The sequence below is a fragment of the Curtobacterium pusillum genome (assembly GCF_013359865.1).
GTDB lineage: Bacteria > Actinomycetota > Actinomycetes > Actinomycetales > Microbacteriaceae > Curtobacterium > Curtobacterium pusillum.
Map to the genome: position 1 here is coordinate 48,203 of NZ_JABMCE010000075.1, position 24,543 is coordinate 72,745.

Below are 24,543 nucleotides of genomic sequence, written 5' to 3' on the forward strand. Positions count from 1 at the left end.
CCAACCGACCACCCCGGAGACCCGCATGTACTTGAAGAGCCTGACCATCAAGGGGTTCAAGTCCTTCGCGCAACCGACCACGTTCGCGTTCGAGCCCGGCGTGACGTGCATCGTCGGGCCGAACGGCTCGGGCAAGTCCAACGTGGTCGATGCCCTCGCCTGGGTCATGGGGGAGCAGGGCGCGAAGACCCTCCGCGGCGGCAAGATGGAGGACGTCATCTTCGCGGGCACCTCGACGCGCGGTCCGCTCGGCCGCGCCCAGGTGCTCCTCACGATCGACAACTCCGACGGGCTGCTGCCGATCGAGTACTCCGAGGTGACGATCTCACGCACGCTGTTCCGCAACGGCGGGAGCGAGTACGCGATCAACGGTGAGAACTGCCGCCTGCTCGACGTCCAGGAACTCCTGAGCGACACCGGTCTCGGGCGGGAGATGCACGTCATCGTCGGCCAGGGGCAGCTCGACAAGGTCCTGCACGCCACCCCCGAGGACCGTCGCGGCTTCATCGAGGAGGCCGCGGGGATCCTCAAGCACCGCCGGCGCAAGGAGAAGACCCTCCGCAAGCTCGAGGCGATGCAGACGAACCTGACCCGCCTGTCCGACCTCGCCGGCGAGATCCGGCGCCAGCTGAAGCCCCTCGGTCGTCAGGCCGAGGTCGCCCGCAAGGCCCAGTCGGTCGCCGCGGTGGCCCGTGACGCCAAGGCCCGTATCCTCGCCGACGACGTCGTCCGTCTGCGCCGCGAGCTGCACGAGCACCAGGAGGTCGAGGCGGGCCGCAAGTCCGAGCGCATCGTCCTCCAGGAGCGCCTCGACCAGACCCGCGCCCGGCAGCAGCACGTCGAGCAGAGCATGGTCGGCGACGACGTCGACCGCGCACGGACGGTCGTGCACCGGCTGGAGAGCGTGCAGGAGCGGCTCCGCGGGCTGTCCAGCCTGGCGAACCAACGTTTGATGTTCCTCGCGCAGCAGGCCGACGCTCCGCAGCAGGGGCCGACGATCACGCCCGAGCAGGTGCAGGGCGTCCGGAACGAGGCCGACCGGCTCCAGGCGCAGGCCGCCGAGATGACCGGAGGGACCGCGGCCGCCGCGCAGCGCGTGCAGGAGGCCCGGGCGGCCCTCGACGCCCTCGACGAGCGGATCGCCGCCCAGGCCGCCCTCGTCTCGCAGCACGACCTCGAGGTGCAGCGGCTCGCGTCCGCCGTCGACGTCGCACGGTCGAAGCGGGGCTCCGCGGTCGCCGACCGGGAGCGCCGCGAGCGCGCGCTCACCGAGGCGCGCGAGCGTTCCGAGCGGGCGGTGGCCGCCCTCGCCGAACTCGGCACCGACCCGTCCGAGGGCGTCGATGAAGCGGCACTGTCCGCCGCGCTGGAGTCCGCGCGCGAGCAGCAGGAGGCAGCGCAGACCGCTCGCGACGAGCACCGTGACCGGTTGCACGCCCTCGAGCGTGAACGGGACGCGCTCGACGCCCGCGTCGCCGCGCTCGGCATGTCCATCGACGTCCGCGACGGTTCGCAGGCGCTCATCGACGCGGGGCGCGCAGGCATCGTCGGCCGTCTCGCCGACAGCCTGACGGTCACGCCCGGTTTCGAGGGCGCCGTCGCGGTCGCCCTCGACGGGCTCGCGGACGCCGTCCTCGCCGACGACCGGTCGGTCGCGCTCGACGCCGTCGCGCACGCCCGCGCCGAGGACATCGGCCGCATCGACGTCGTCGTCGCCGACGCGGCGGCCCCGGCCACCGACCTGCCCGAACGTCTGCCCAGCGGCGTGCGCCGCGCGCTCGACCTCGTGCAGGGACCGAGCGCCATCGCCGCGATCCTGCGGGACACGCTGGTCGCGGAGACGGATGACGTCGACCTGGAGGCGGTGCTCGCCGCCGCCCCGCACGCCACGGTGGTGACGCGGTCCGGTGACCTCGTCCGCGCCGTCCGCGTCACCGGCGGCGGGGAGCGCGTGACCTCGCGCATCGAACTCGTCGCGGAGCGCGACGACGCCGTGACCCGACGCGACGCGATCGCGCGCGACGCCGAGGACGCGGCCACGCGCCTCCAGGCCGCTCGCACCGCCGTCGAGGACGCGCGCCGCGGGGCGGACGATGCCGACGCCGCATCGCGCGCCTACGCACGGGCGAAGGCCGAGTACGACCGGACCAGCGCCTCCACGCGGGCGAAGGTGGAGAACGCCGCGGCCGAGGTCGAGCGGCTCCGGGCAGCCCTCGCCGAGACCGACGGCGCGGTCGAGGCCGCCGAGGACGCCCTCGCGGCCGCCGAGCGGACGCACCGCGAGTTCAGCGAGCGCCCGCGGCCCGTCGTCGACGCGTCGGAACGCCCAGCCCTGCAGGAGGCGCTCGAGGCCGCCCGTGCGGCCGAGATCGAGCAGCGCATCCAGGTCGAGACCGTGCGCGAGCGGGTGCGGGCCGAGCGGACCCGTGCCGACCAGCTGGAGCGGCAGCTCGAGGCCGAACGTGCCGCAGCCGAGGAAGCCGCGCGCCTCGCGGTCATCCGCCGGGGGCAGATCGCGGTGGCCGAGGGCGTGCTCGCCGACCTGCCGGGGCTGCTCGGCGCGGTGGACCGGTCGCTCGCCGAGGCGCGCGTGCAGCTCGCGACCGAGGAGTCCGAGCGGTCGAAACGGAACACCGAACTGCAGACCATCCGGAACGAGGAGCGCGAGCTCCGGGACCGGCTGCAGACCATCACCGACGGAGTGCACTCGCTCGAGATGGAGATCTACGAGAAGAAGCTGCACGTGTCCGGGGTGCTCGACCGGGCGCAGAGCGAACTCGGGCTGGTCGAGGCCGTGCTCGTCGCCGAGTACGGGCCGCACGTTCCGGTGCCCGTCGACGTCCTGGTCGACCCGCGGGTCCTCGCGCGGAAGCACCGCGAGGCCGAGCGTGCCCGTGCGGCCGCCGAACGGGAGCACCAGGACGACACGCTCGACGGCGAGACCGACGTGGAGACCGACCCCGACGTCGACGTCGACGCCCCCGAGCTCGTCGACGCCGAATCCACCCTGCCCGGCGGGCCCGCCCTGCCCGAGTTCGACTCCACCGACGAGGTGGACCCGGCCGACGTCGAGACCGTGCCGTACGACCGGGCCGAGCAGGAGCGCCGCCTCAAGGCCGCCGAGCGCGACCTCGGCCAGCTCGGCAAGGTGAACCCGCTCGCGCTCGAGGAGTTCCAGGCGCTCGAGCAGCGGCACGCGTTCCTCGCCGAGCAACTCGAGGACCTGCAGAAGACCCGCACCGACCTCATGACCATCATCGACGAGCTCGACACCAAGATGCAGACGATCTTCGAGTCCGCGTTCTCCGACACGAAGGAGGCGTTCGACGTCATCTTCCCGATCCTGTTCCCGGGCGGTTCGGGGTCGATCGCGTTGACGAACCCGGACGACCTGCTGAACACGGGCATCGAGGTGCAGGTGAAGCCCGCCGGCAAGAAGATCGACCGGCTCACCCTGCTGTCCGGTGGCGAGCGCTCCCTGGCCGCCGTGGCGCTGCTCGTGGCGATCTTCACCGCCCGTCCGTCGCCGTTCTACATCATGGACGAGGTCGAGGCGGCGCTCGACGACGCCAACCTCGGGCGGCTGCTCACCGTGTTCGAACGGCTCCGCGCGTCCTCGCAGCTCATCGTGATCACGCACCAGAAGCGCACGATGGAGATCGCCGACGCCCTGTACGGGGTGTCGATGCGGCAGGACGGGGTGTCGGCCGTCGTCGGGCAGCGGGTGCAGAAGCGCGAGCCGGCCGAGGCCGTCGCGTAGCGCCGGGGCGTTAGTCGGCGTCCGCCTCGACCGTGCGCTGCGAGCCCGTCGGGGTCAGGCCCCGCTTCTGCCGCCGGTTCGACACCACCAGCGAGGCGACCGTGGCGACGGCGATCGTCGCCATGATGAAGCCCAGCGAGAACCAGATCGGGATCTCGGGCGCCCACTCGATGTGCTCGCCACCGTTGACGAACGGCAGCTCGTTGACGTGCATGGCGTGGAAGACGAGCTTCACCCCGATGAACCCGAGGATGACGGCGAGCCCCTGGCCGAGGTAGATGAGCCGCTCGAGCAGCCCCGCGATGAGGAAGTAGAGCTGCCGCAGACCGAGGAGCGAGAACGCGTTCGCGGTGAACACGATGAAGGCGTCCTGCGTCAGGCCGAAGATCGCCGGGATCGAGTCGAGCGCGAACAGCACGTCGGTGAGGCCGATCGCGACCATGACGAGCAGCATCGGCGTGAACAGCCGCTTGCCGTCGACCCTGGTGGTCAGCCGGTCGCCGTCGTACTCCTTCGAGGTCGGGATCATGCGTCGGAGGAGCCGGATGAGGCGGGAATCGCCCTCTTCCGCGTCGTGCTCGTTCCCACCCCGTGCCTGGGACCACGCCAGCCAGAACAGCAGCGCACCGAACAGGTAGAACACCCACGAGAAGTTGTCGATGATCGTGACGCCGAGCGCGATGAACACGCCACGCGCGGCGAGGGCGATCGCGACGCCGACGAGGAGCACCTTCTGCTGGAACTCCTTCGGCACGGCGAAGCTCGTCATGATGATGAGGAAGACGAAGAGGTTGTCGACCGAGAGCGCCTTCTCGGTGAGCCACCCGGCGAAGTACTCGCCGCCGGCCTGGTGCCCGCCGAACACCCAGACGCCGACACCGAACGCGACGGCGAGCGCGATGTACACCACGGACCAGAACGCGGACTCGCGGATGTGCGGGACGTGCGGCGTGCGGACGTGCGAGAAGAAGTCGAACACCAGCAGCGCCAGGATGCCGGCGATGGTGATGAGCCAGACGGAGAGATGGACGTCCATCGAGTTCCCTTCAGGGGGCGTACCGGGTACGCCGATGCCTGAAGGTCTCTTCCGCCGGTCCACTGCGAGTGCGGGAACCGACCGGCGCCCCGGATCCGGATCGTCCCGGGCCGTACTGACGAGGTCGCCGAGGAGGAATACTCCCCTTCGTGTGGACGAGCATACCGGGCACAGCGCACACCCGCCGCGCTCTAAGCTGGGAGCATGGCGAGTTCCTGGTCACTGTCCTCCCGGCTGCGCGGGCTGTTCCAGCGCAAGACGATCGACGAGACCACGTGGGACGACCTCGAGACGGCGCTCATCGGCGCCGACTTCGGGCCCGACATCTCCGAGGAGATCATCGAGGACCTGCACGCCCGCGTCGACCGGTACGGCACGACCGACCCCGCCGACCTGCAGCGCATGCTCCGCGAGGTGCTCGAGGAGCGGCTCTCGAAGCTCGACACCACCCTCAAGCTCAGCAACCGGCCGGCCGTCGTGCTCGTCGTCGGGGTGAACGGCGTCGGCAAGACCACCACGATCGGCAAGTTCGCGAAGTTCCTCAAGACCTACGACCGCACCGTCGTCGTCGGCGCGGCGGACACCTTCCGCGCGGCCGCCGTCGAGCAGGTCGCGACCTGGGCCGAGCGTGCCGGCGTCGACGTCGTCCGTCCGTCGCAGCCCGGGCAGGACCCGGCGTCGGTGGCGTACCAGACGGTCGAGAAGGCCATCCGCGAGGGCACCGAGATCGTCGTCATCGACACGGCCGGTCGGCTGCACACCAAGGCCGGGCTCATGGACGAGCTGTCGAAGATCAAGCGCGTGGTCGAGAAGCAGACCGAGATCGCCGAGGTCCTGCTCGTCCTCGACGCGACGACCGGGCAGAACGGTCTCGCACAGGCGCAGGCGTTCATCGAGGGTGCCGGGGTCACCGGGCTCGTCATCACCAAGCTCGACGGCTCCGCCAAGGCGGGGTTCGTGCTCAGCGTGCAGGAGAAGACCGGCATCCCGATCAAGCTCATCGGGCAGGGCGAGGGCATCAACGACCTCACCGGCTTCACGCCGCACGTGTTCGTGCAGAACCTCGTCGGCTGAACGGTCTGACAGCGCGCTGAACGCGCGCTGAGCAATCGGTGTACCGTCCGTGCCGTACTGCTCACCAAGAAGGAGTTGCCATGCCCGCCCTGCTGATCATCGCGATCATCGTCGGTCTCGTCCTGCTCTTCAGCGGCATCTTCGTCGGTGCCCTGAAGTTCCTGCTCTGGATCGGGATCGTGCTCATCCTGCTCGCCGTCATCGGCTGGCTGCTCAGGAGCATCCGCGGTCGCGCGTAGACGCACCACCTGACGGACGGGAGGCGCGGTGCCGGCTGGCACCGCGCCTCCCGTCCGTCATGGGTCCGGTGGAATCGCGAAAGCGACGAATCACGGATCGGCCCGCCGTGTGCGCCGCGAAAGCGACAGAAACCGGCGGGACCACCGCGGGATTGTGTCGCTTCCGCGAGAGCCGGTCCGCCGATCGACCGCGGCCGTCAGACCGCCTGGCGGCCCGGTGCTGCGTCCAACAGGTGCGACAGGTGCTCCGGGACGGAGTCGCCGCGCGCGACCATCGCGCGGGCCCACAGCCGGCCCGCACGGTACGACGAGCGGACGAGGGGCCCGGTGAGCACGCCCGCGAAGCCCATCCGCTCCGCGACCTCGCGCAGCTCGACGAACTCCTCCGGCTTGACCCAGCGCGCGACCGGCAGGTGCCTCGGCGACGGGCGGAGGTACTGCGTCAGCGTGATGATGTCGGTGCCGGCGTCGAACAAGCGCTGCAGGGCGTCCTCGACCTCGCCGCGCTCCTCGCCCATGCCGAGGATGAGGTTGGACTTGGTCACGAGCCCCGCGTCCCGGCCCTGCGTGAGGACGTCGAGCGAACGTTCGAAGCGGAACGCCGGACGGATGCGCTTGAAGATCCGCGGGACGGTCTCGACGTTGTGGGCGAAGACCTCGGGGCGGGCCTCGAAAACCTGGCCGAGCTGGTCGGGCCGGCCGTTGAAGTCCGGCACCAGGATCTCCACGCCGGTGCCGGGGGAGTGCTCGTGGATCGCACGGATGGTCTCGGCGTAGAGCCAGGCTCCGCCGTCGTCGAGGTCGTCGCGGGCGACACCCGTCACGGTCGCGTACTTGAGACCCATCGACACGACCGAGTCCGCGACTCGGCGGGGCTCGTCGCGGTCGAGCGGTTCGGGGCGGCCGGTGTCGATCTGGCAGAAGTCGCAGCGGCGGGTGCACTGCGAGCCGCCGATCAGGAACGTGGCCTCGCGGTCCTCCCAGCACTCGAAGATGTTCGGGCAGCCGGCCTCCTGGCAGACGGTGTGCAGCTGCTTCTCGCGGACCAGGCCGGACAGCTCGCGGAACTCCGGACCCTGGGTGGCGCGGGTCTTGATCCAGGCGGGCTTCGTCTCGATCGGTGTCTCGGCGTTCCGGGCCTCGACACGGAGCATGCGGCGGCCTTCGGGGGCGAGGGTCATACGAGCGTCTCCTGTCGTGCGGCGGCGTTGCTGATCCGTCTCCCGGTCCGCATCCCGTGCTCGGCGGCCCGGACACGGTCGGCCACGACGTCGGCGACCTCGTCGACGGTGACGTTCCGTCCGGCGGCGTGGCTGAGTGTGGTGACGCCGGCGTCCGCGATGCCGCACGGGACGATCGCGGCGTAGGCGTCGAGCGCGTTGTCGCAGTTGATCGCGATGCCGTGGCTCGTGACGCCCTCGGCGACGTGCAGTCCGATCGCGCCGACCTTGGCGTGCGGGGCGCCGTCGGTCCCGGGGACCAGGCACCGCTCCGCCCTTCGACCCGCTCGGCGCGGACGCCCACCGCGGCAGCGACGTCGAGGATGACCTGCTCGAGGTCGCGCACCCACGCCACGACGTCGAGCGGTTCGGCGAGTCGGACGATCGGGTAGGCGACGAGCTGACCCGGTCCGTGCCAGGTGATCCGTCCGCCGCGGTCGACCTCGACCACGGGGGAGCCGTCCGTCGGCAGGTCGGACGGTTCGGTCCGGCGCCCGGCGGTGTACACGGACGGGTGCTCGCAGAGGACGAGCGCGCCGGGGGAGCGGCCCGCGACGACGTCGGCGCGCAGGTCCTGCTGCAGCGCGAGTCCGTCGGCGTAGTCGAGCAGACCCGGACGTCGGACGATCTCGAGTGCTGGCATGCGCGCCAGGCTACGACAGTTTGTGTACTCCGTCCAACAACATGGTCAGAGCGGTGGCAGGTCCGTCCACGACGCAGCCCGGAGTTCGTCCTGGTAGAGCGCGCGTGCCCACGGCAGGTGCCGGCGATCGACCGCCAACCGTGTGCACCCTCGTGAACGGTCCGGATCGTCGGTGGCGGGCCTTGTAGAATCGACGGATCATGGCGCAATTCGGTTCACTCTCCGATCGGCTGACCGAGACCTTCCGCAACCTGCGGAGCAAGGGTCGGCTGACTCCGTCCGACGTCGACGGCACCGTCCGCGAGATTCGGCGGGCGCTCCTCGACGCCGACGTCGCGCTCGAGGTCGTCAAGGCGTTCACCGCTGCGGTGCGCGAGCGCGCCCTCTCCGACGAGGTCAACCGCGCGCTCAACCCGGCGCAGCAGGTCGTCCAGATCGTCAACGAGGAGCTCGTCGGCATCCTCGGCGGGCAGCAGCGCCGCCTCGAGTTCGCGAAGCGACCGCCGACGGTCATCATGCTCGCGGGTCTGCAGGGTGCCGGTAAGACCACCCTCGCGGGCAAGCTCGGCAAGTGGCTCAAGAAGGACGGCCACACGCCGATGCTCGTCGCGGCGGACCTCCAGCGTCCGAACGCCGTCCAGCAGCTGCAGGTCGTCGGCGAGCAGGCCGGCGTGCACGTCTTCGCGCCCGAGCCGGGCAACGGCGTCGGCGACCCGGTCAAGGTCGCCAAGAACGCGATCAAGGCCGCGGTCGACCAGCAGTACGACACCGTCATCGTGGACACCGCCGGTCGTCTCGGCGTCGACGCCGAGCTCATGAAGCAGGCCGCGAACATCCGCAAGGCGGTCGACCCGGACGAGGTCCTGTTCGTCATCGACGCGATGATCGGTCAGGACGCCGTCGCCACCGCACGTGCCTTCCAGGAAGGCGTCGACTTCACCGGCGTGGTCCTGTCGAAGCTCGACGGTGACGCCCGCGGTGGTGCGGCACTGTCCGTCGCCAGCGTGACCGGCCGCCCGATCATGTTCGCCTCCACGGGTGAGGGCCTCGACGACTTCGAGCCGTTCCACCCGGACCGCATGGCGAGCCGCATCCTCGACCTCGGCGACATCCTCTCCCTCATCGAGCAGGCGCAGTCCGCCTTCGACGAGGACGAAGCGCGCAAGGTCGCCGAGAAGATCGCGAGCGACTCGTTCACGCTCAACGACTTCCTCGAGCAGATGCAGCAGCTCCGCAAGGCCGGCTCGATCAAGGGCATGCTCGGCATGCTCCCGGGCGCCAAGGGCATGCGCGAGGCGCTCGACAACTTCGACGAGCGCGAGATCGTCCGCACGGAAGCGATCATCCAGTCGATGACCCCGCAGGAGCGTGAGCTCCCGAAGCTCCTCAACGGCTCGCGCCGCCTCCGCATCGCGAAGGGTGCCGGTTCGACCGTGACCGAGGTCAACGCCCTCGTGAGCCGCTTCGAGCAGGCCGCGAAGATGATGAAGACCGTCGCCCGCGGCGGCGTGCCGCAGATGCCCGGCATGGGCCCGATCCCCGGCATGCACGGCGGTAAGAAGCAGCAGCAGGGCGGCGGCAAGAAGAAGTCCAAGGTCGGCAACCCGGCGAAGCGCGCGGCGCTCGCCGCCGGTGCCGCGGCCGCTCCGCAGCAGGCGCCGAAGGGGTCCGGCCTCGGGCTCGGCGGCGGCGCCAAGGGCGGCAAGGCGCCGACCGAGGAAGAGCTCGCGAGCCTGCAGAAGTTCCTGGGTCGGTAGACAGACCGACCGATCGTCGGACGGGAGGCGCGGTGCCGGCTGGCACCGCGCCTCCATCGTGTGCAGCGTGCGTCTAGAGCGACTCCCGCAGTTCCGTGACCAGGTGGCGGACGACCGCGCGCAGGTCGCCGCCGTTCTCCTGCGCGACCTGCAGCTGCCGCTGGTACGACGCGCCGTCGGCGATCATCGTGTCGAGGTGGTGCAGTTCCTCCTGGCAGCCGAGGCGTTCCGCCACGGGATCGAGTCGGTGGACCAGGTCGTGCACCTCGTCGGTCACGAGCCGTTCGTCGCCGGCGGCGTTCGTGATGATCTCGGCCTCCATCCCGTACCGGGCGGCCCGCCACTTGTTCTCGCGGATGAACCAGGGCTGCATGGTCGGCAGGGTCTCGCCGGCGTCGAGCCGGTCGGACATCGCGGTGACGAGGCACTGGACGAGTGCGGTGACCGCGCCGACCTCGTGCAGCGTCGAGATGCCGTCGGAGACGCGGTTCTCGAGCGTGCCCCACCCGGGTGACGGCCGGATGTCCCAGCGGAGGTCCTTGAACCCTTCGATGACGCCGGTGCGGGTGAGGTCGTCCACGACCTCCTCGAAGTTCGCCCACGCGCCGAGCGCCGGCGGGAGTCCGCCGGTGGGGAGCTGCTGGAACATGAGTGCGCGGTTCGAGGCGTACCCGGTGTCGATGCCGGCCCAGAACGGGCTCGACGCGGTGAACGCCTGCAGGTGCGGGACGTAGGCGAGCATCGCACCGAGGATCGGCAGGGCCTTGTCGCGGTCGTCGATGCCGACGTGGACATGGACGCCCCAGATGAGCATCTGCCGTCCCCACCACCGGGTCCGGTCGATGAGGGTCGTGTAGTGCTCGCTGTCCGGGGTGATCTCCTGCTGGTCCCACACCGCGAAGGGGTGGGTACCCGCGCACATCACCTGCGCGTCGAGCGTTTCCGCGGCGTCGACGACCTCGCCGATGATGCCGGACAGCTCCCTCGTCGCGTCCTCCACGCGCGAGTGCACGCTGCTGACGACCTCCACCGTGTTCGTCAGGAGCTCCTCGGTCACCCGGTCGTGATCGCCGAGACGCTCCTGCACGGCGGAGATGACAGCGGGCGCACGCGGCGTGAGGTCGCCGGTGTCCCGATCGACCAGCGGGAGCTCCCACTCGACGCCGATGGTCGACGGTCGGGACTCGGTGAAGCGGATGTCCATGCTGTACATCCTGCCCGCCGCGTTGTCGGACACGCACAAGGAACGGCGCTCCCGGTCGTGCGTATCCGATTCACAGTGGATGCACACCGGGCGTACCGTAGAGACGCCCAACACGGAAGAGGTACGCATGCAGCTGGTCGTGCGCGGCACGTCCGCACCGCTCGTCGGAGAACTCGACATCCCGGTCTCGAAGTACCACGCGCACCGCGCGCTGGTGCTCGCGTCGCTGGCGAAGGGGACGAGCATCGTCTCCGGCATCAGCGCGACCAGGCAGGTCGAATGGACCGTTGGCACCCTCCGTGCCCTCGGTGTCGACGTCAAGCGGCGCGGGAACGAATACCACGTCACCGGTCTCGGTGGGCGGTACGAGGCGACCGACGTGGTGGACCACGGTTCCCGCGGAGCGGACGGCATCCTCAACATGGGGTCGTCCGGCACGACGCTGTACTTCATGACGGGTCTGGCGTCCCTGGCGGACAAGCCGATGACCCTGTCGGGCATGAAGTACTTCCAGCGTCGCCCGATCAAGGCGCTGCTCACCTCGCTGACGCAGATGGGCATCGAGCTCGAGGCGACGAACGACTGCCCGCCCGTGACGGTGCAGCCGAAGCGACCGCGCGGCGGCGACGTCCAGATCGCCGGCACCCTGTCGCAGTGGATCTCGGGGCTGCTCCTCGTGGCGCCGTTCGCCGAGCAGGAGACCCGCATCCACATCACCGGGGGTCGGCTCAACGAGCAGCCGTACGTCGAGCTGACGGTCCGCATGATGCGGCAGTTCGGACTCACGGTCGAGGTGTCCGACGACTGGCTCGAGTACCGGATACCGGCGAACCAGCAGGCCACTCCGCACGACTACGTCATCCCGCCGGACATCGGCTCGGCCGCGTTCGGCATCGCCGCGGCGGGCATCCGCGAGTCGAACGTGCTGCTGCGGGGCATGACGGCCTTCACCACCGCGGAGACCGACCACCCGGAGAGCGAGTTCCTCGATCTCGCCACGGCGATGGGCGTCCCGATGCGGATCGACGAGGAGACCGGCTTCGTGCGCATCGAGCACGACGGCTCCCCGCTCAAGCCCCTCGACATCGACTGCCAGCCGATCCCGGACCTGCTGCCGATCCTGTCCACGATGGCGACCTTCGCCGAGGGCACGACCCGGCTCTGGAACGTGGCGCACATCCGGTTGAAGGAGTCCGACCGCGTGGCGGCGATGCTGCAGCTCAACCGGATGGGCGGCCGGGCCGAGCAGGGCGCCGACGAGCTCCGCGTGACGGGTGTCGCACCCGGTGAGCTGCACGGCTCCCCGATGTCGTCGTTCAACGACCACCGCGTGCTCATGTCGCTCGCGGTCGCCGCGTCCAAGGCCGAGGGCGTGTCCTCGCTCACCTACCCGCGCGCCTACCGGATCTCGTACCCGACGTTCCTCGAGGCGATGAACTCCGTCGGACTGGACATGGAGGTCGGCGACGCCCTCGCCGCCCAGGTCGCTCGTGACGACCGGATCGACGCGGCGGAGGCCGCAGCGGAGAGCACGGACCTCGGCGAGGAGCAGGCCACGACGACGGGTGCGCTGCCCGAGCTCGCCGGTGTCGACGCCGACCCGCTCGTCCTCAGCGAGAAGGTCCGCACGCTGTCGGAGACGGACCCGGACGGCCTCGCCGTGATCGAGGTCGGCGGCCCGGAATCCGTGGAGACCACGTGGAAGGAACTGCAGGACGAGGCCGACGAGGTCTCGGCGCTGCTCCTCGAGCTCGGTGTCCGCAGGGGCGAGTCCGTCGCGATGCAGCTGCCGAACTGGCGCGAGTTCGTGTCGATCACGCTCGGCGCCGTCCAGATCGGCGCCGTCGCGACCCCGATCATGCCGGTGTTCGGGCCCCGTGAGACGACGATGACCCTCGCCCGGTCCCGCGCCCGCGTCGTGTTCCTGCCGAACGTCTTCCGGAAGCGTCGCCCGGCGCTCGAGCTCCTCGACGTCATCGACGAGGCGAAGGCGCAGAAGCGCCGGCTGTCGGTCGAGCACGTCGTCGTGCTCCGCGCCGAGGCCCGCGGCCAGGTCGACAGCCCGACGAACCAGCCGCCGCTGCCCGCGGACGCCGCCGATCGCTTCGCCGCGAGCGAGTGGAACTGGCGCTACTTCGACACGGCGCTCGACTCCGTGCAGGTGGACGTCGACCAGATCCGTTCCCACGCTCCCGGCCCGGACGACGTCTGCCAGCTCCTCTTCACCTCCGGAACCACCGGTGAGCCGAAGGGCGTGCAGCACCCGCACCGGACCCTCGGCCTCGCGACCGCGATGCACGTGGCGCAGTCCGGCCTGAGGAGCGAGGACCGGATCTACATCCCGTCGCCGCTCGCCCACCAGACCGGGTTCCTGTACGGCATGCTCCTGGCGTTCCGCCTCGGTGCACCGCAGGTCATCCAGCCCGTGTGGGACGGCACCGTGGCCCTCGAGCAGGCGTTCGGCGCCGCGAAGGCGACGTTCGTGCAGTGCGCGACGCCGTTCCTCACCGACCTGGTCGACCTGGTCGAGGCCGGCGCCCCGGCACCGGAGAGCCTGCGCATCTTCGTCCCGACCGGCGCCGCGGTGCCGCGTGCCCTCGCGCAGCGGGCGAGCACGGTGCTCGGCAGCGCGATCCTCGGGGCGTTCGGTACGAGCGAGACCTGCCTCGGCGCGCTGTCCAGCCCGAGCGACGACCCGGCGGACGCCTACGGGCACGACGGCCGCGCGCTGCCGGGCATCACGATCCGCATCGTCGACGACGAGGGCCACGAACTCCCGGCGGACACCGAGGGCAACTTCGAGCTGTTCTCGCCGACGATGTTCGACGGCTACCTCGACCGCCCGGACCTCACCGACGACGTCTTCACCGAGGACGGCTGGTACCGCACGGGCGACCTCGCGAAGGTGTCCGACAAGGGATTCCTCTCGATCACCGGGCGCGTCAAGGACGTCATCAACCGCGGCGGCGAGAAGATCCCCGTCGTCGAGATCGAGAACCTGCTCTACCAGCACCCGCTCGTCACCGACGTGGCGATCGTCGCGATGCCGGATGCCCGGCTCGGCGAGCGCGCCTGCGCCTTCGTCGTGTCGGCCCGGAGGGACGAGCCGCTCGACTTCACCGCCATGCAGCAGTACCTCGAGCAGGCGAACGTGTCCAAGTACTACTGGCCGGAGCGGCTCGAGTACATCGACGAACTGCCCCGCAACGCGGTCGGCAAGGTCCAGAAGAACGTCCTGCGGGAGCAGGCTGCCGCGCTCGTCGCGACGAAGGAGAACTGAACACGATGACGACGACCTTCGACGAGGCCGCCTTCCAGCAGCTCAAGACCGAAGTCACCGAGTGGGTGCGCGGCCGTGGCGAGGAGTGGGCGGAGGAGATCGAGCGCACCGGACAGGTCGCGCCCGAGCTCTTCCAGGAGCTCAAGGACCGGGGATGGCTCGGCCTCGCGGCGCCGGCCGAGCTCGGCGGACGGGGCATCCCGTTCTCGCGCTACCTCGAGATCATGGAGATCGTCTCCCGCTCGCACGCGTCGATCCGCATGCTCGTGCACGTGATCAACGGCACCTGGCGCGCGATGCAGCCGTACGCGACGCCGGAGCAGATCGAGCAGGTCGTGAAGCCGAGCGTGGCCGGCGACGCGCTCGTTGCGTTCACGCTCACCGAGGCCACGGCCGGGACCGGCGCGGACATCCGCACGACCGTCCGTCGCGAGGGTGACACGTACGTGATGAACGGCGAGAAGCACCTCATCACGTTCGGCGTCAAGTGCGACTACTGGCTCATCGCCGCCCGGCTCGAGGGCACCGCGGGGCAGGACGGCACGATCGCGTTCCTGATGCCGAACACCGGGCTGCCGGGCGCCGAGGTGATCGACGACTCGGACACGATGGGCATCCGCGGCACCGACCACGCGATCCTCCGGTTCACGGACACCCCGATCCCGGCCTCCGCCCGTCTGGGTGAGGAGGGACAGGGTCTCGAGGTCGCCCTCGGCGGATTCCTCCTGCCGAGCCGCGTGTCGGTCGCCATGAGCGCCGTCGGTCTCGCCGAGCGTGCCAACGAGCTCGCCGTGGAGTACGCGAACACGCGCGAGACGTTCGGCAAGAAGCTGTCGAGCCGACAGGCGATCCAGTTCTACCTGGCCGAGAACTACGCCGACATCGCCGCCGCGCGCGCCCTCGTGCTCGAGGCCGCCCGCGCCTACGAGGAGGACCGTGCGGACGCCGGCACGCTGTCCAGCGCCTCGAAGATGGTCGCGGTCGACATGCTCGCCCGCGTCACCGACAAGGCTCTGCAGGTGCACGGCGGACAGGGCTACTGGAAGCGCAACGCCATCGAGCGCGTGTACCGCGACGCCCGTGCGCAGCGCTTCGAGGAGGGCACGAACGAGATCCAGAAGCTGGTCGTCGGCCGCGCAGTCGTGACCGGCCAGGCCGGGTTCTAGACGCAACCAGACACGCGGCCTGGAGGCGCGGTGCGGGCCTGCCCCGTGCCTCCAGTCCGTCATCCACGCACGAAACGCAACCCAGAAGGACTGACGTGACCGACTCCACCACGGCTCCCATCGCGCTCATCACGGGCGCCTCGCGCGGCATCGGCCGCCTGCTCGCGCAGAAGCTCGGCCAGCGCGGCGTCACCGTCGTCGTGACGTACAAGGGCAACGCCGACCTGGCCGAGGAGTCGCTCGCCGACGTCAAGGCGGCCGGCGGCGACGGCATCACGGCGCAGGTCGACATCGAGCAGCCGGAGTCGATCGACGCACTGTTCGACCTGGTGCGCGACACCTACGGCCGTCTCGACTACTTCGTCGCGAACGCCGCTGCGAGCGCGTTCAAGCCGGTCAAGGAACTCAAGCTGCACCACCTCGACCGCAGCTACGCGACCAACGCCCGTTCGTTCGTCCTCGGAGCCCAGCGCGCCGCCGAGCTCATGGACAACGGCGGCCGCATCGTCGTCGTCACCTCGTACGGATCGCTCCGCGCGTTCCCGACCTACGCCGCGCTCGGTGCTGCGAAGGCCATGAGCGAGGCCTACACGAAGTACATGGCGGTCGAGTTCGGCCCGCGTCAGATCACGGTCAACGCCGTCAACGGCGGACTCATCGACACCGACTCGCTCGAGTACTTCTACACGAAGGTCGCCGGGCAGGCGCCGATGCAGACCGTGATCGAGAAGCTGCCGCTGCAGCGTCCGGGCACCGCGGACGACATGGCGGACGCGGTCGACTTCCTGCTCTCGGACAAGGCGTCGTACATCACGGGGCAGACCCTGTCGGTCGACGGCGGCCTGACCGTCATCGCGCCGCCGTACTGGGCCGACACGACGTCGCCGCTGCGTGACGCGGTGCTGCCCGCTCCCGCGGACACGGCTGTCGACGCGGCAGAGTAGGGGCATGAGCACCGTCGCCGTCCCGGACCTCGCCGTCGTCTCCTCGCCCTGGACGCTGGGCCCGCTGACCCTTCCCAACCGGGTGGTCATGGGGTCGATGCACACCGGGCTCGAGGTGCACGACGACGGCGGGGCCGGCATGGCGGCGTTCTACCGCGAGCGTGCGGCCGGCGGTGCCGCGTGCATCATCACGGGCGGCATCGCCGTCAGCGACGAGGCCAGGGGCGGCCCCGACTTCGCCGTGTTCGGCGTCGGGGGAGCGGACGAGCGCTTCCGGGTCGCGGTCGACGCCGTGCACGAGGAGGGCGGCACCATCCTCGCGCAGCTCTTCCACGCCGGCCGGTACGCGCTCGTGGACGGGATGGTGGACCGGCACGGGGAACCGCAGCGGGCCGTCGCCCCGTCACCGCTGCCGTGGTCCGCCGCTCGGGGCGTGGTCCCGGTCGAGCTCACCGCGGCGGAGATCGAGCGGACGATCGAGGACTTCGCGGCGGCCGCCCGGTCCGCCGCCGCCATCGGGTTCGACGGCGTCGAGATCATGGCGTCCGAGGGCTACCTCATCAACCAGTTCCAGTCGCCGCTGACGAACCTCCGCGACGACGAGTGGGGCGGCTCGCCGGAACGTCGTCGTCGCTTCGCGGTGTCGGTCGTGGCGGCGGTCCGCGCGGCCGTGCCCGACCTCGCCGTGACGATCCGGCTCTCCGGCGCGGACCTCATGCCGGGGTCGACCACCGACGACGAGGTCGACGCCCTCGTGCACGACCTGCTGCCGCTCGGGCTCGACGGCATCTCGGTCGGGATCGGCTGGCACGAGTCCCGCACCCCGACCGTGCAGGCGGCCGTGCCGCACGGCGCCTGGTTGGCGTACGCGTCACGGATCGCCGGCGTCGTGCGTGCCTCGGAGCACCCGGACGTGCGCGTGATCGCCTCCAACCGGATGACCGACCTGCGCGACGGCGAGGCCGTCCTCGCCGACGGAACCATCGACGCCGTCGCCCTCGCCCGCCCGTTCCTGGCCGACCCCGCGATCGTGAACCGGTCGCTCGACGGCGCCTTCGACCTCGTCAACACCTGCATCGGCTGCAACCAGGCCTGCCTCGACCGTTCGATCATCGGCCAGCCGGTGTCGTGCCTGGTGAACCCCCGCGCCGCCCGCGAGGTGGCGTTCCCCGCTCGCCCGACGACGTCCCCGAAACGGGTCGACGTCGTCGGTGGCGGCCCCGCCGGACTCGCCGCGGCCGTGGACGCCGCACGTCGGGGCCACACCGTGACCCTCTGGGAGGCGTCCGACCGGCTCGGCGGACAGTTCGACCTCGCCGCGCTCGTGCCCGGCAAGGAGGACTACGCCGCGACGGTCCGGTCCGCCCGCGCCGAGCTCGAGGAGCGCGGCGCGACCATCCACCTCGGTCGGGCCGCCACCGCCGACGACCTGACCTCGAGCGACGCCGTCGTGCTCGCCCCCGGGGTCGTGCCGCGTGCGGTCGACATCCCCGGCGCTTCGCTTCCGCACGTCCGGTCCTACGAGCAGGCGCTCCGCGAGGGGGTCCCCGAGGGCACCGTCGCGATCATCGGCGGCGGGGGCATCGGCGTCGACACCGCCGCCTTCCTGACCGAGTCCCCGGACGAGGCCCTGCGCGCGACCGAGTTCGCCGCCCGCTGGGACCTCGACGTGTCCGAGGCGGTCGTCGGCGACGTGCCGCAGCGGCTCCCGGCGGCGACCCGCACGCTCCGACCCGGCGGTGACGTCACCGTGCTCCGCCGTTCGGGCAAGTTCGGGCAGGGGATCGGCATCACCTCCCGCTGGGTCGCGATCGGCCGGCTCCGGGACGCCGGCGTGCACATGGTCGGCGGGGTGCGGGAGTACCTGCGGATCGAACCCGGCGTGCTCTGGATCCGCGACGAGCACGGCGAGGAGCGGCCGGTCCCCGCTGACCACGTCGTCGTCTGCGCCGGGCAGGAGCGAGCGCTCGGGACCGGTGCCGAGGCGGCCGCGGGGCCGGCCGACGGACTCGAGCCGGGCCTCCAGGCAGCCGGCGTGCCGTACGCCGTCGTGGGCGGTGCCCGGGACGCCCGGAGCGTCGACGCGGTCCGCGCGACGTCCGAAGCGCTCGAGGCGGTGCGGCGACTCGCGCCGTAGCGGCGCGTCCCGACTCGCTTCTCGCTCGGAAACCTGCAAGAATGAACGGTCGAATCGTGTCCGCTCGACCCTCTATCCAGCGGATCACGTTCTCATCGAGCTTCCACCGTGTGTGCCCCCACGCCCGCGGTCCCGGTTCAACCACAACAACACGCAACAGGAGCATTTGTGGCTGTCAAGATCCGTCTCAAGCGTCTCGGTAAGATCCGTGCGCCGTACTACCGTGTCGTCGTCGCCGACTCGCGCACCAAGCGCGACGGTCGCGTGATCGAGGAGATCGGCAAGTACCACCCCACCGAGGAGCCCTCGGTCATCGAGATCAACTCGGACCGTGCCCTCTACTGGCTCGGCGTCGGCGCGCAGCCGACCGAGCAGGTCGCCGCCCTCCTCAAGCTCACGGGCGACTGGGCCAAGTTCAAGGGCGAGGCCGACACCGCGTCCAAGGTGAAGGTCGCCGAGCCGAAGCAGCCCTTCGTCGCCGACACCGCCAAGAAGGCCGTCCTCAAGCCGAAGTCGGAGAAGACGGCCCCCGCCGCCGCTCCCGCCGAGTCGGCCGACGACACTGCCGAGACGACCGAGGCGTAATTCCTTGCTCGAATCCGCGCTGACGCACCTCGTCAAGGGGATCGTCGATCACCCTGACGACGTGCGCGTCGCCAGTTCCACCTCCGCGCGGGGCGAGGTCCTCGAGGTGCGTGTGCACCCCGAGGACCTCGGCCGCGTGATCGGTCGCGCCGGACGGACCGCAAAGGCGCTGCGCACCCTCGTCTCGGCTCTCGCCGACGGCAAGCGGGTGCGTGTCGACGTGGTCGACACCGATTCCTAGGGAGACGACCCAGCTCCGGGTGGGTCGCATCACGAAGGCGCACGGGCTCAAGGGCGGCATCAAGCTCGAGCTCTACACCGACGACCCGGATCGTCGGTTCACGCCCGGAGCCGTCTTCACGCTCCAGGTCCCGGACGACTCGCCGTGGGCCGGCAAGACCATCACGCTCGACGAGCTCCGCTGGTACAACGGCCACCCGGTCGCCTTCTTCGAGGGCGTCGGAGACCGCACGGCCGCCGAGACCCTCGCTCGCGCGATCCTCTGGGTCGAGCAGGACGCCGACGCCGAGACCGGCGAGGACGACGCCTGGTACGACCACCAGCTGGTCGGTCTCGAGGTGCTCCGTGACGGCGTCTCCGTCGGGAGGGTCGCCCGTGTCGACCACCTGCCGGCGCAGGACCTCCTCGCCATCGACACCCCGTCGCGGGGTGAGGTCCTCGTGCCGTTCGTCGCGGCGATCGTGCCCGCGGTCGACATCGCGGCCGGCACCGTCACGGTGACGCCGCCCACCGGCCTGTTCGAGGACCCCGAGGACACCTCCCGGCCCGAGACGATCTCGTAGCCGTCGTGCGCATCGACATCGTCACGATCTTCCCCGAGTTCTTCTCGGTGCTCGACGTGTCCCTGCTCGGCAAGGCCCGCTCCGGCGGCCTGCTCGACCTGCACGTGCACGACCTCCGCTCGTGGACGACCGACCGGCACCGCACCGTGGACGACACCCCGTACGGCGGGGGAGCGGGCATGGTCATGAAGCCCGAACCCTGGGCGCTCGCGCTCGACGAGCTGTTGCGGCCCGACGGCTCGTCGACGCTCGTCGTGCCGACGCCCGCGGGGACGCCGTTCAAGCAGTCCATCGCCCGGACGCTCGCGGACGAGCCGCACCTCGTGTTCGCCTGCGGGCGGTACGAGGGCATCGACGCCCGCGTGTTCGAGTGGGCGGCGTCGCGCTGCTCCGTCGTCGAACTCTCGCTGGGTGACTACGTGCTGAATGGCGGCGAGGTCGCGGCGATGGCGATGATCGAGGCCGTCGGGCGACTCGTCCCCGGGGTCGTCGGCAACCCGGAGTCCCTCGTCGAGGAGTCGCACGAGGACGGCCTCCTCGAGTACCCGTCGTACACGAAGCCCGCGTCGTGGCGCGGCCTCGACGTGCCGGACGTCCTGCTCAGCGGGCACCACGCCCGCGTGGGCGCGTGGCGGCACGAGCAGCAGCTGGAGCGGACGCGGCGCGTCCGGCCGGACCTGCTGCCGGACGCGTAGCGCAGCTGCGCTGTCGCGGCCTGGCCGTTGTCGCGAAAGCGACAGATTGCCGCGGGACGTTCCCTGTGATCCGTCGCTTCGGCGGCACAAGCGGTGTCGCATCGGGTGCATCTGTCGCTTTCGCGGGGGTGAACGCGACGGGCGTCGGACTGGAGGCGCGGTGCCAGCTGGCACCGCGCCTCCAGTCCCTCGCCGGGCGCGTCCGTCAGGCGGGTGCGTCGGCCCGCTGGGCGCGACGCAGGGTCAGGACCTCGGGACCTGCTTCCGTGACTGCGACGGTGTGCTCGACGTGCGCAGCTCGCGAGCCGTCCGCGCTCTTGAGCGTCCAGCCGTCGTCGTCCTGGTAGAGCTCGGCGGTGCCCTGCATGAGCCACGGCTCGATCGCCACCACGAGCCCCGGGCGGAGCTTCAGCCCCCGGCCCGGTCGCCCGTCGTTCGGCACGTGCGGGTCGCCGTGCATGGTCCGGCCGACACCGTGACCGCCGAACTGCAGGTTCACGTCGTAGCCGGCGTCGTGCGCGATCCGTCCGATGGCGTACGAGACGTCGCCGAGCTTGTTGCCCGGGCGGAACTGCTCGATGCCCGCGACCAGGGCGCGCTCGACCGTGTCGACGAGCCGCTGGTCGTCCTCCCGCGGGGTCCCGACCTGCACGGTCACGGCGGAGTCCGCGACCCAGCCGTCGACGCTCGCGGCGAAGTCGAGGCTCACCAGGTCCCCGTCGACGAGCGTGTAGTCGTGGGGCAGGCCGTGCAGCGCGCCGTCGTTGACCGACGTGCAGAGGTTCTTGCCGAACGGCGACCTGCCGAACGACGGGTGGTAGTCGACGTAGCAGCTGACGGCACCACGGTCCGCGATCATCCGCGCGGCGACCCGGTCGAGGTCGAGGAGGTTCACGCCGACGTCGACGGTGTCGAGCAACTCGTCGAGGACGTCGGCCACGAACCGGCCGGCGACGCGGAGGCCGTCCAGCTCGGCGGGGGTGCGGAGTTCGATCATGGGTCCATCCTGCCGGGTCGTCGGCGTCGTTTGGCGTGTGTGCTGCGATGTGGCAAGATGGACAGCCGTGCCCTGGCTGGACTCTGCCACGGGGGAGTCGCCGACACCGGGCACACCACCACTTACCGAAATCGATCCGCGGCGACCCGTGCGCGTCCGCAGAGAGTGACCCAATCATGAGCCAGCTCCTCGACCACGTCGACGCAGCGTCGCTGCGCACCGACGTCCCGGACTTCCGTCCCGGCGACACCATCAAGGTGCACGTCAACATCATCGAAGGCACGCGCTCGCGTGTCCAGGTGTTCCAGGGCGTCGTCATCGCGCGTCAGGGTCACGGCCTCGGCGAGACCTTCAAGGTCCGCAAGGTGAGCTTCCAGGTCGGCGTCGAGCGCTGGTTCCCGGTGCACTCGCCGATCATCGACCACATCGAGATCGTCACCAAGGGTGACGTCCGTCGTGCGAAGCTCTACTACCTCCGCGAGCTCCGCGGCAAGGCCGCCCGCCGCAAGATCAAGGAGAAGCGCGAGTCCTGATCGCCTTCACAGTGAGCGTCCGCGAGCCGGACGCCGCTGTCGGCCCCTCGTCCATGTACGGTTGTGCATCGACGGGGGGCTTTCCCATGTGTTCGCTCCCTGCATGAGCGTGTGGTGTGTGAACGAGAGCGGAAATGACGGACACGACTGACGAAACCGGGCGCCGGCCCCGTGTCGAGAAGAAGCGCAACGGCGTCCTCACGTTCCTCCGCGACCTCGTCATCATCTTCATCGCGGCGTTGCTCGTGTCGTTCCTCGTCAAGACGTTCCTCATCCGGTCGTTCTACATCCCGTCGGCGTCGATGGAGAACACCCTGCAGATCAACGACCGGGTGATCGTCAACGAGCTCGTGCCGAACGTCGTCTCGCTCAAGCGCGGGGACGTCGTCGTGTTCAAGGACCCGGGCGGGTGGCTCACCGGCTCCGAGGTGCCGAACGTGACGCCGGACACGCAGCCCGCGAAGGCGATCGACTGGCTCCTCACGCAGGTCGGCCTCGGTACCGGCGACAGCGACGACCACCTCATCAAGCGCGTCATCGGACTCCCCGGCGACAAGGTGTCCTGCTGCAACGACCTCGGGCAGATGTCGGTCAACGGCGTGCCGATCAAGGAGCCGTACCTGAAGCTGCCCACGGGCGAGACCCGCGCCTCCGGAACCGACTTCTCCGTGACCGTGCCGAAGGGCACCATCTGGGTGATGGGTGACAACCGGTACGACTCGAAGGACTCCCGCTACAACGGCGACACCCCGTCCAAGGGCTTCGTGCCGCTCTCCGACGTCACCGGGCGTGCCTTCGTGATCTCGTGGCCGTCGAGCCGGTGGACGTGGCTCGACGACTACCCCGACGTGTTCGCCGGCGCGGAGGAGCGGGACGGGTGACCGTCGTGCGACCGTCCCTCCGCGTCGAGAAGAAGCTCCTCGGCGACGGCCGTGTGACCGTCATCGGCATGGACGAGGTCGGCCGGGGCGCGATCGCCGGTCCCGTGGCCGTCGGCGTCGCGGCGGTGACGATCGACGTCGGCCGCGTCCCCCAGGGTCTGGCGGACTCGAAGCTGCTCACCGCTGCTCGGCGTGAAGCCCTCGACCCGGTGGTGCGCCGCTGGACCAGGACCGCGGTCGGCATGGCGTCCGCCGAGGTCGTCGACCAGCAGGGCATCGTGCCGGCGCTCGGGCAGGCCGGTGCGGCGGCGCTCGGTGCGCTCGTCTCGGACGGAGTGACGCTCGACGGTGCGGTGGTCGTGCTCGACGGGTCCTTCGACTGGCTCACCCGCGCGGTCCCGGCGACGCTGCGGCTGCCGGCCCACCCGCTCGAGGTCGTCGTGCGGGTCAAGGCCGACCGGGACTGCGCCTCGGTGGCCGCTGCCTCGGTGGTCGCGAAGGTCGCCCGGGACGCGCTCATGACGGCGGCGCACGACGAGGCACCGCACTACGCCTGGGCCTCGAACAAGGGGTACGGTTCGACGGCGCACTACGACGCCATCCGCGCGGTCGGGGCGCACGCGCTGCACCGGAAGAGCTGGCTGCACCAGGCGTCGAGCGTGGCGCTGGACGGGTTCGCGGAGCTGGACGCGTTCGCGGGTTGACCCGGCGGTGCTCGTCGCGGGTGCCGTGGTCGCTCTCGTCGCCGTAGACTGTGGGCGCGATGGATGACGACGAATTCGACGACTACGACCGCGAGGTCGAACTGGCTCTGTACCGGGAGTACCGCGACGTCGTGTCGCAGTTCCGGTACGTGGTCGAGACCGAGCGGCGTTTCTACCTGGCGAACGAGGTGGAACTCGTCCGTCGGGACACCGAGCACGATTTCTACTTCGAATTGACGATGAGCGACGTCTGGGTGTGGGACGTCTACCGTTCCGACCGCTTCGTGAAATCGGTGCGTGTGCTCACGTTCAAGGACGTGAACGTCGAGGAACTCACCTCCCGCGAACTCGAACTCCCGAAGGAACTCGCGCTCGACGAGTGATCGTCACTTCTATTGCAACTCCTGAGAAACGCCGCGGCCATTGTCCGTCGGTGATTTCCGCCCGCTAATGTGGAGGGGATATCCATCCCCGAAAGCAGGAGCAACGTCATGGCACAGAAGGTCACCGTCCAGCTCGTCGACGACCTCGACGATTCGCCGATCGCCCCGGGCGAGGGCCGCACCGTCGAATTCGCCTTCGACGGTTCGTCGTACGAGATCGACCTGACGGACGACAACGTCGACAAGTTCCGTGAAGCCATCTCCGACTACGTCGCGGCAGCGCGCAAGGTCTCCGGCCGTCGTTCGGGTGGTGCCGCTCCGAAGTCGGCGCCGAAGCGCGGCAACTCCGAAGAGCTCGCGAAGATCCGCGAATGGGCGAAGGAGAACGGGTACGAGGTGTCGACCCGCGGCCGTATCTCCACCCAGGTGCAGGAAGCGTACGCCGCCGCGCACTGAGCGTGGCATCGGGAACCCCGGACGACTTCGGTCGTCCGGGGTTCTT

The 24,543-nt window shown here is 70.4% G+C and carries 22 protein-coding genes and 1 pseudogene; 17 read left to right on the forward strand and 6 right to left on the reverse strand.

What is annotated here, in order from left to right; genetic code table 11:
• The first annotated feature begins 25 nt into the window (after positions 1 to 25).
• The gene (locus tag HP507_RS09370; protein WP_175351519.1) at positions 26 to 3,760 is read left to right on the forward strand and encodes a chromosome segregation SMC family protein; all 3,735 of its coding nucleotides are present in this window, start codon (positions 26 to 28) and stop codon (positions 3,758 to 3,760) included.
• A gap of 10 nt (positions 3,761 to 3,770) precedes the next feature.
• Here the strand turns inward: HP507_RS09370 and HP507_RS09375 are convergent, their stop codons facing one another.
• On the reverse strand, positions 3,771 to 4,796 hold the full coding sequence (locus tag HP507_RS09375) for a TerC family protein (protein ID WP_175351520.1): 1,026 nt from the start codon (positions 4,794 to 4,796) through the stop codon (positions 3,771 to 3,773).
• A gap of 204 nt (positions 4,797 to 5,000) precedes the next feature.
• Here HP507_RS09375 and ftsY point away from each other — a divergent pair, with 204 nt between their 5' ends.
• Positions 5,001 to 5,870 (forward strand): signal recognition particle-docking protein FtsY, encoded by an 870-nt coding sequence (gene ftsY / locus HP507_RS09380; protein WP_175351521.1) that lies wholly within the window; start codon positions 5,001 to 5,003, stop codon positions 5,868 to 5,870.
• Between the two features lie 80 nt (positions 5,871 to 5,950).
• Positions 5,951 to 6,109 (forward strand): hypothetical protein, encoded by a 159-nt coding sequence (locus tag HP507_RS09385; protein WP_175351522.1) that lies wholly within the window; start codon positions 5,951 to 5,953, stop codon positions 6,107 to 6,109.
• A gap of 197 nt (positions 6,110 to 6,306) precedes the next feature.
• Here the strand turns inward: HP507_RS09385 and lipA are convergent, their stop codons facing one another.
• The 3 genes and pseudogenes from lipA to lipB all read right to left on the reverse strand — a co-directional run.
• The gene (gene lipA / locus HP507_RS09390) at positions 6,307 to 7,290 is read right to left on the reverse strand and encodes a lipoyl synthase (RefSeq protein ID WP_175351523.1); all 984 of its coding nucleotides are present in this window, start codon (positions 7,288 to 7,290) and stop codon (positions 6,307 to 6,309) included.
• Positions 7,287 to 7,679: a lipoyl protein ligase domain-containing protein gene (locus HP507_RS18545; protein WP_376984343.1), complete on the reverse strand. Its 393-nt coding sequence runs from the start codon at positions 7,677 to 7,679 to the stop codon at positions 7,287 to 7,289. Before HP507_RS18545 ends, lipA begins: the two co-directional genes overlap by 4 nt.
• Positions 7,637 to 7,972 (reverse strand): annotated as a pseudogene (gene lipB / locus HP507_RS18550) (lipoyl(octanoyl) transferase LipB); the annotation flags it as partial. The gene HP507_RS18545 and the pseudogene lipB, both read right to left, overlap by 43 nt.
• A gap of 200 nt (positions 7,973 to 8,172) precedes the next feature.
• Here lipB and ffh point away from each other — a divergent pair.
• Positions 8,173 to 9,729 carry a signal recognition particle protein gene (ffh, locus tag HP507_RS09400; RefSeq protein ID WP_175351524.1) on the forward strand — a complete coding sequence of 519 codons (1,557 nt, stop codon included), beginning with the start codon at positions 8,173 to 8,175 and terminating at the stop codon, positions 9,727 to 9,729.
• A 73-nt stretch (positions 9,730 to 9,802) separates the two neighbouring features.
• Here ffh and HP507_RS09405 read toward each other — a convergent pair whose 3' ends face one another.
• Positions 9,803 to 10,942, reverse strand: coding sequence for a glutamate--cysteine ligase (locus tag HP507_RS09405; RefSeq protein WP_217508647.1), 1,140 nt, complete (start codon positions 10,940 to 10,942; stop codon positions 9,803 to 9,805).
• A 118-nt stretch (positions 10,943 to 11,060) separates the two neighbouring features.
• Here HP507_RS09405 and aroA point away from each other — a divergent pair, with 118 nt between their 5' ends.
• The 8 genes from aroA (at position 11,061) to trmD (ending at position 20,543) form a co-directional block, all read left to right on the forward strand.
• On the forward strand, positions 11,061 to 14,213 hold the full coding sequence (aroA, locus tag HP507_RS09410) for a 3-phosphoshikimate 1-carboxyvinyltransferase (protein WP_175351526.1): 3,153 nt from the start codon (positions 11,061 to 11,063) through the stop codon (positions 14,211 to 14,213).
• A gap of 5 nt (positions 14,214 to 14,218) precedes the next feature.
• Positions 14,219 to 15,379, forward strand: coding sequence for an acyl-CoA dehydrogenase family protein (locus HP507_RS09415; RefSeq protein ID WP_175351527.1), 1,161 nt, complete (start codon positions 14,219 to 14,221; stop codon positions 15,377 to 15,379).
• A 95-nt stretch (positions 15,380 to 15,474) separates the two neighbouring features.
• Positions 15,475 to 16,323 (forward strand): SDR family oxidoreductase, encoded by an 849-nt coding sequence (locus tag HP507_RS09420; protein ID WP_175351528.1) that lies wholly within the window; start codon positions 15,475 to 15,477, stop codon positions 16,321 to 16,323.
• Positions 16,324 to 16,327: 4 nt separating this feature from the next.
• On the forward strand, positions 16,328 to 18,460 hold the full coding sequence (locus HP507_RS09425) for an oxidoreductase (protein ID WP_175351529.1): 2,133 nt from the start codon (positions 16,328 to 16,330) through the stop codon (positions 18,458 to 18,460).
• A 168-nt stretch (positions 18,461 to 18,628) separates the two neighbouring features.
• The gene (gene rpsP, locus HP507_RS09430) at positions 18,629 to 19,045 is read left to right on the forward strand and encodes a 30S ribosomal protein S16 (protein ID WP_175351530.1); all 417 of its coding nucleotides are present in this window, start codon (positions 18,629 to 18,631) and stop codon (positions 19,043 to 19,045) included.
• Positions 19,046 to 19,049: 4 nt separating this feature from the next.
• Entirely contained in the window at positions 19,050 to 19,286 is a 237-nt protein-coding gene (locus tag HP507_RS09435; protein WP_022902329.1) for an RNA-binding protein, read from the forward strand.
• Positions 19,287 to 19,305: 19 nt separating this feature from the next.
• Positions 19,306 to 19,848 (forward strand): ribosome maturation factor RimM, encoded by a 543-nt coding sequence (gene rimM, locus HP507_RS09440; protein ID WP_175351531.1) that lies wholly within the window; start codon positions 19,306 to 19,308, stop codon positions 19,846 to 19,848.
• A 5-nt stretch (positions 19,849 to 19,853) separates the two neighbouring features.
• Complete coding sequence (trmD, locus tag HP507_RS09445) at positions 19,854 to 20,543, forward strand: tRNA (guanosine(37)-N1)-methyltransferase TrmD (RefSeq protein WP_175351532.1); 690 nt, start codon at positions 19,854 to 19,856, stop codon at positions 20,541 to 20,543.
• Positions 20,544 to 20,748: 205 nt separating this feature from the next.
• Here trmD and map read toward each other — a convergent pair whose 3' ends face one another.
• Positions 20,749 to 21,540: a type I methionyl aminopeptidase gene (map, locus tag HP507_RS09450; RefSeq protein WP_175351533.1), complete on the reverse strand. Its 792-nt coding sequence runs from the start codon at positions 21,538 to 21,540 to the stop codon at positions 20,749 to 20,751.
• A 176-nt stretch (positions 21,541 to 21,716) separates the two neighbouring features.
• Here map and rplS point away from each other — a divergent pair, with 176 nt between their 5' ends.
• The 5 genes from rplS (at position 21,717) to HP507_RS09475 (ending at position 24,497) form a co-directional block, all read left to right on the forward strand.
• Positions 21,717 to 22,073 (forward strand): 50S ribosomal protein L19, encoded by a 357-nt coding sequence (gene rplS / locus HP507_RS09455; protein WP_175351534.1) that lies wholly within the window; start codon positions 21,717 to 21,719, stop codon positions 22,071 to 22,073.
• 134 nt (positions 22,074 to 22,207) lie between these two features.
• Positions 22,208 to 22,954, forward strand: coding sequence for a signal peptidase I (gene lepB, locus HP507_RS09460; RefSeq protein WP_175351535.1), 747 nt, complete (start codon positions 22,208 to 22,210; stop codon positions 22,952 to 22,954).
• Entirely contained in the window at positions 22,951 to 23,658 is a 708-nt protein-coding gene (locus tag HP507_RS09465) for a ribonuclease HII (protein WP_175351536.1), read from the forward strand. The genes lepB and HP507_RS09465 overlap by 4 nt, the downstream gene beginning before the upstream one ends.
• Before the next feature lie 59 nt (positions 23,659 to 23,717).
• On the forward strand, positions 23,718 to 24,041 hold the full coding sequence (locus HP507_RS09470; RefSeq protein WP_175351537.1) for a DUF2469 family protein: 324 nt from the start codon (positions 23,718 to 23,720) through the stop codon (positions 24,039 to 24,041).
• A gap of 108 nt (positions 24,042 to 24,149) precedes the next feature.
• A complete protein-coding gene (locus HP507_RS09475; protein WP_175351538.1) occupies positions 24,150 to 24,497 on the forward strand; it encodes a histone-like nucleoid-structuring protein Lsr2 in 348 nt (115 codons plus the stop codon).
• Positions 24,498 to 24,543 lie beyond the last annotated feature (46 nt).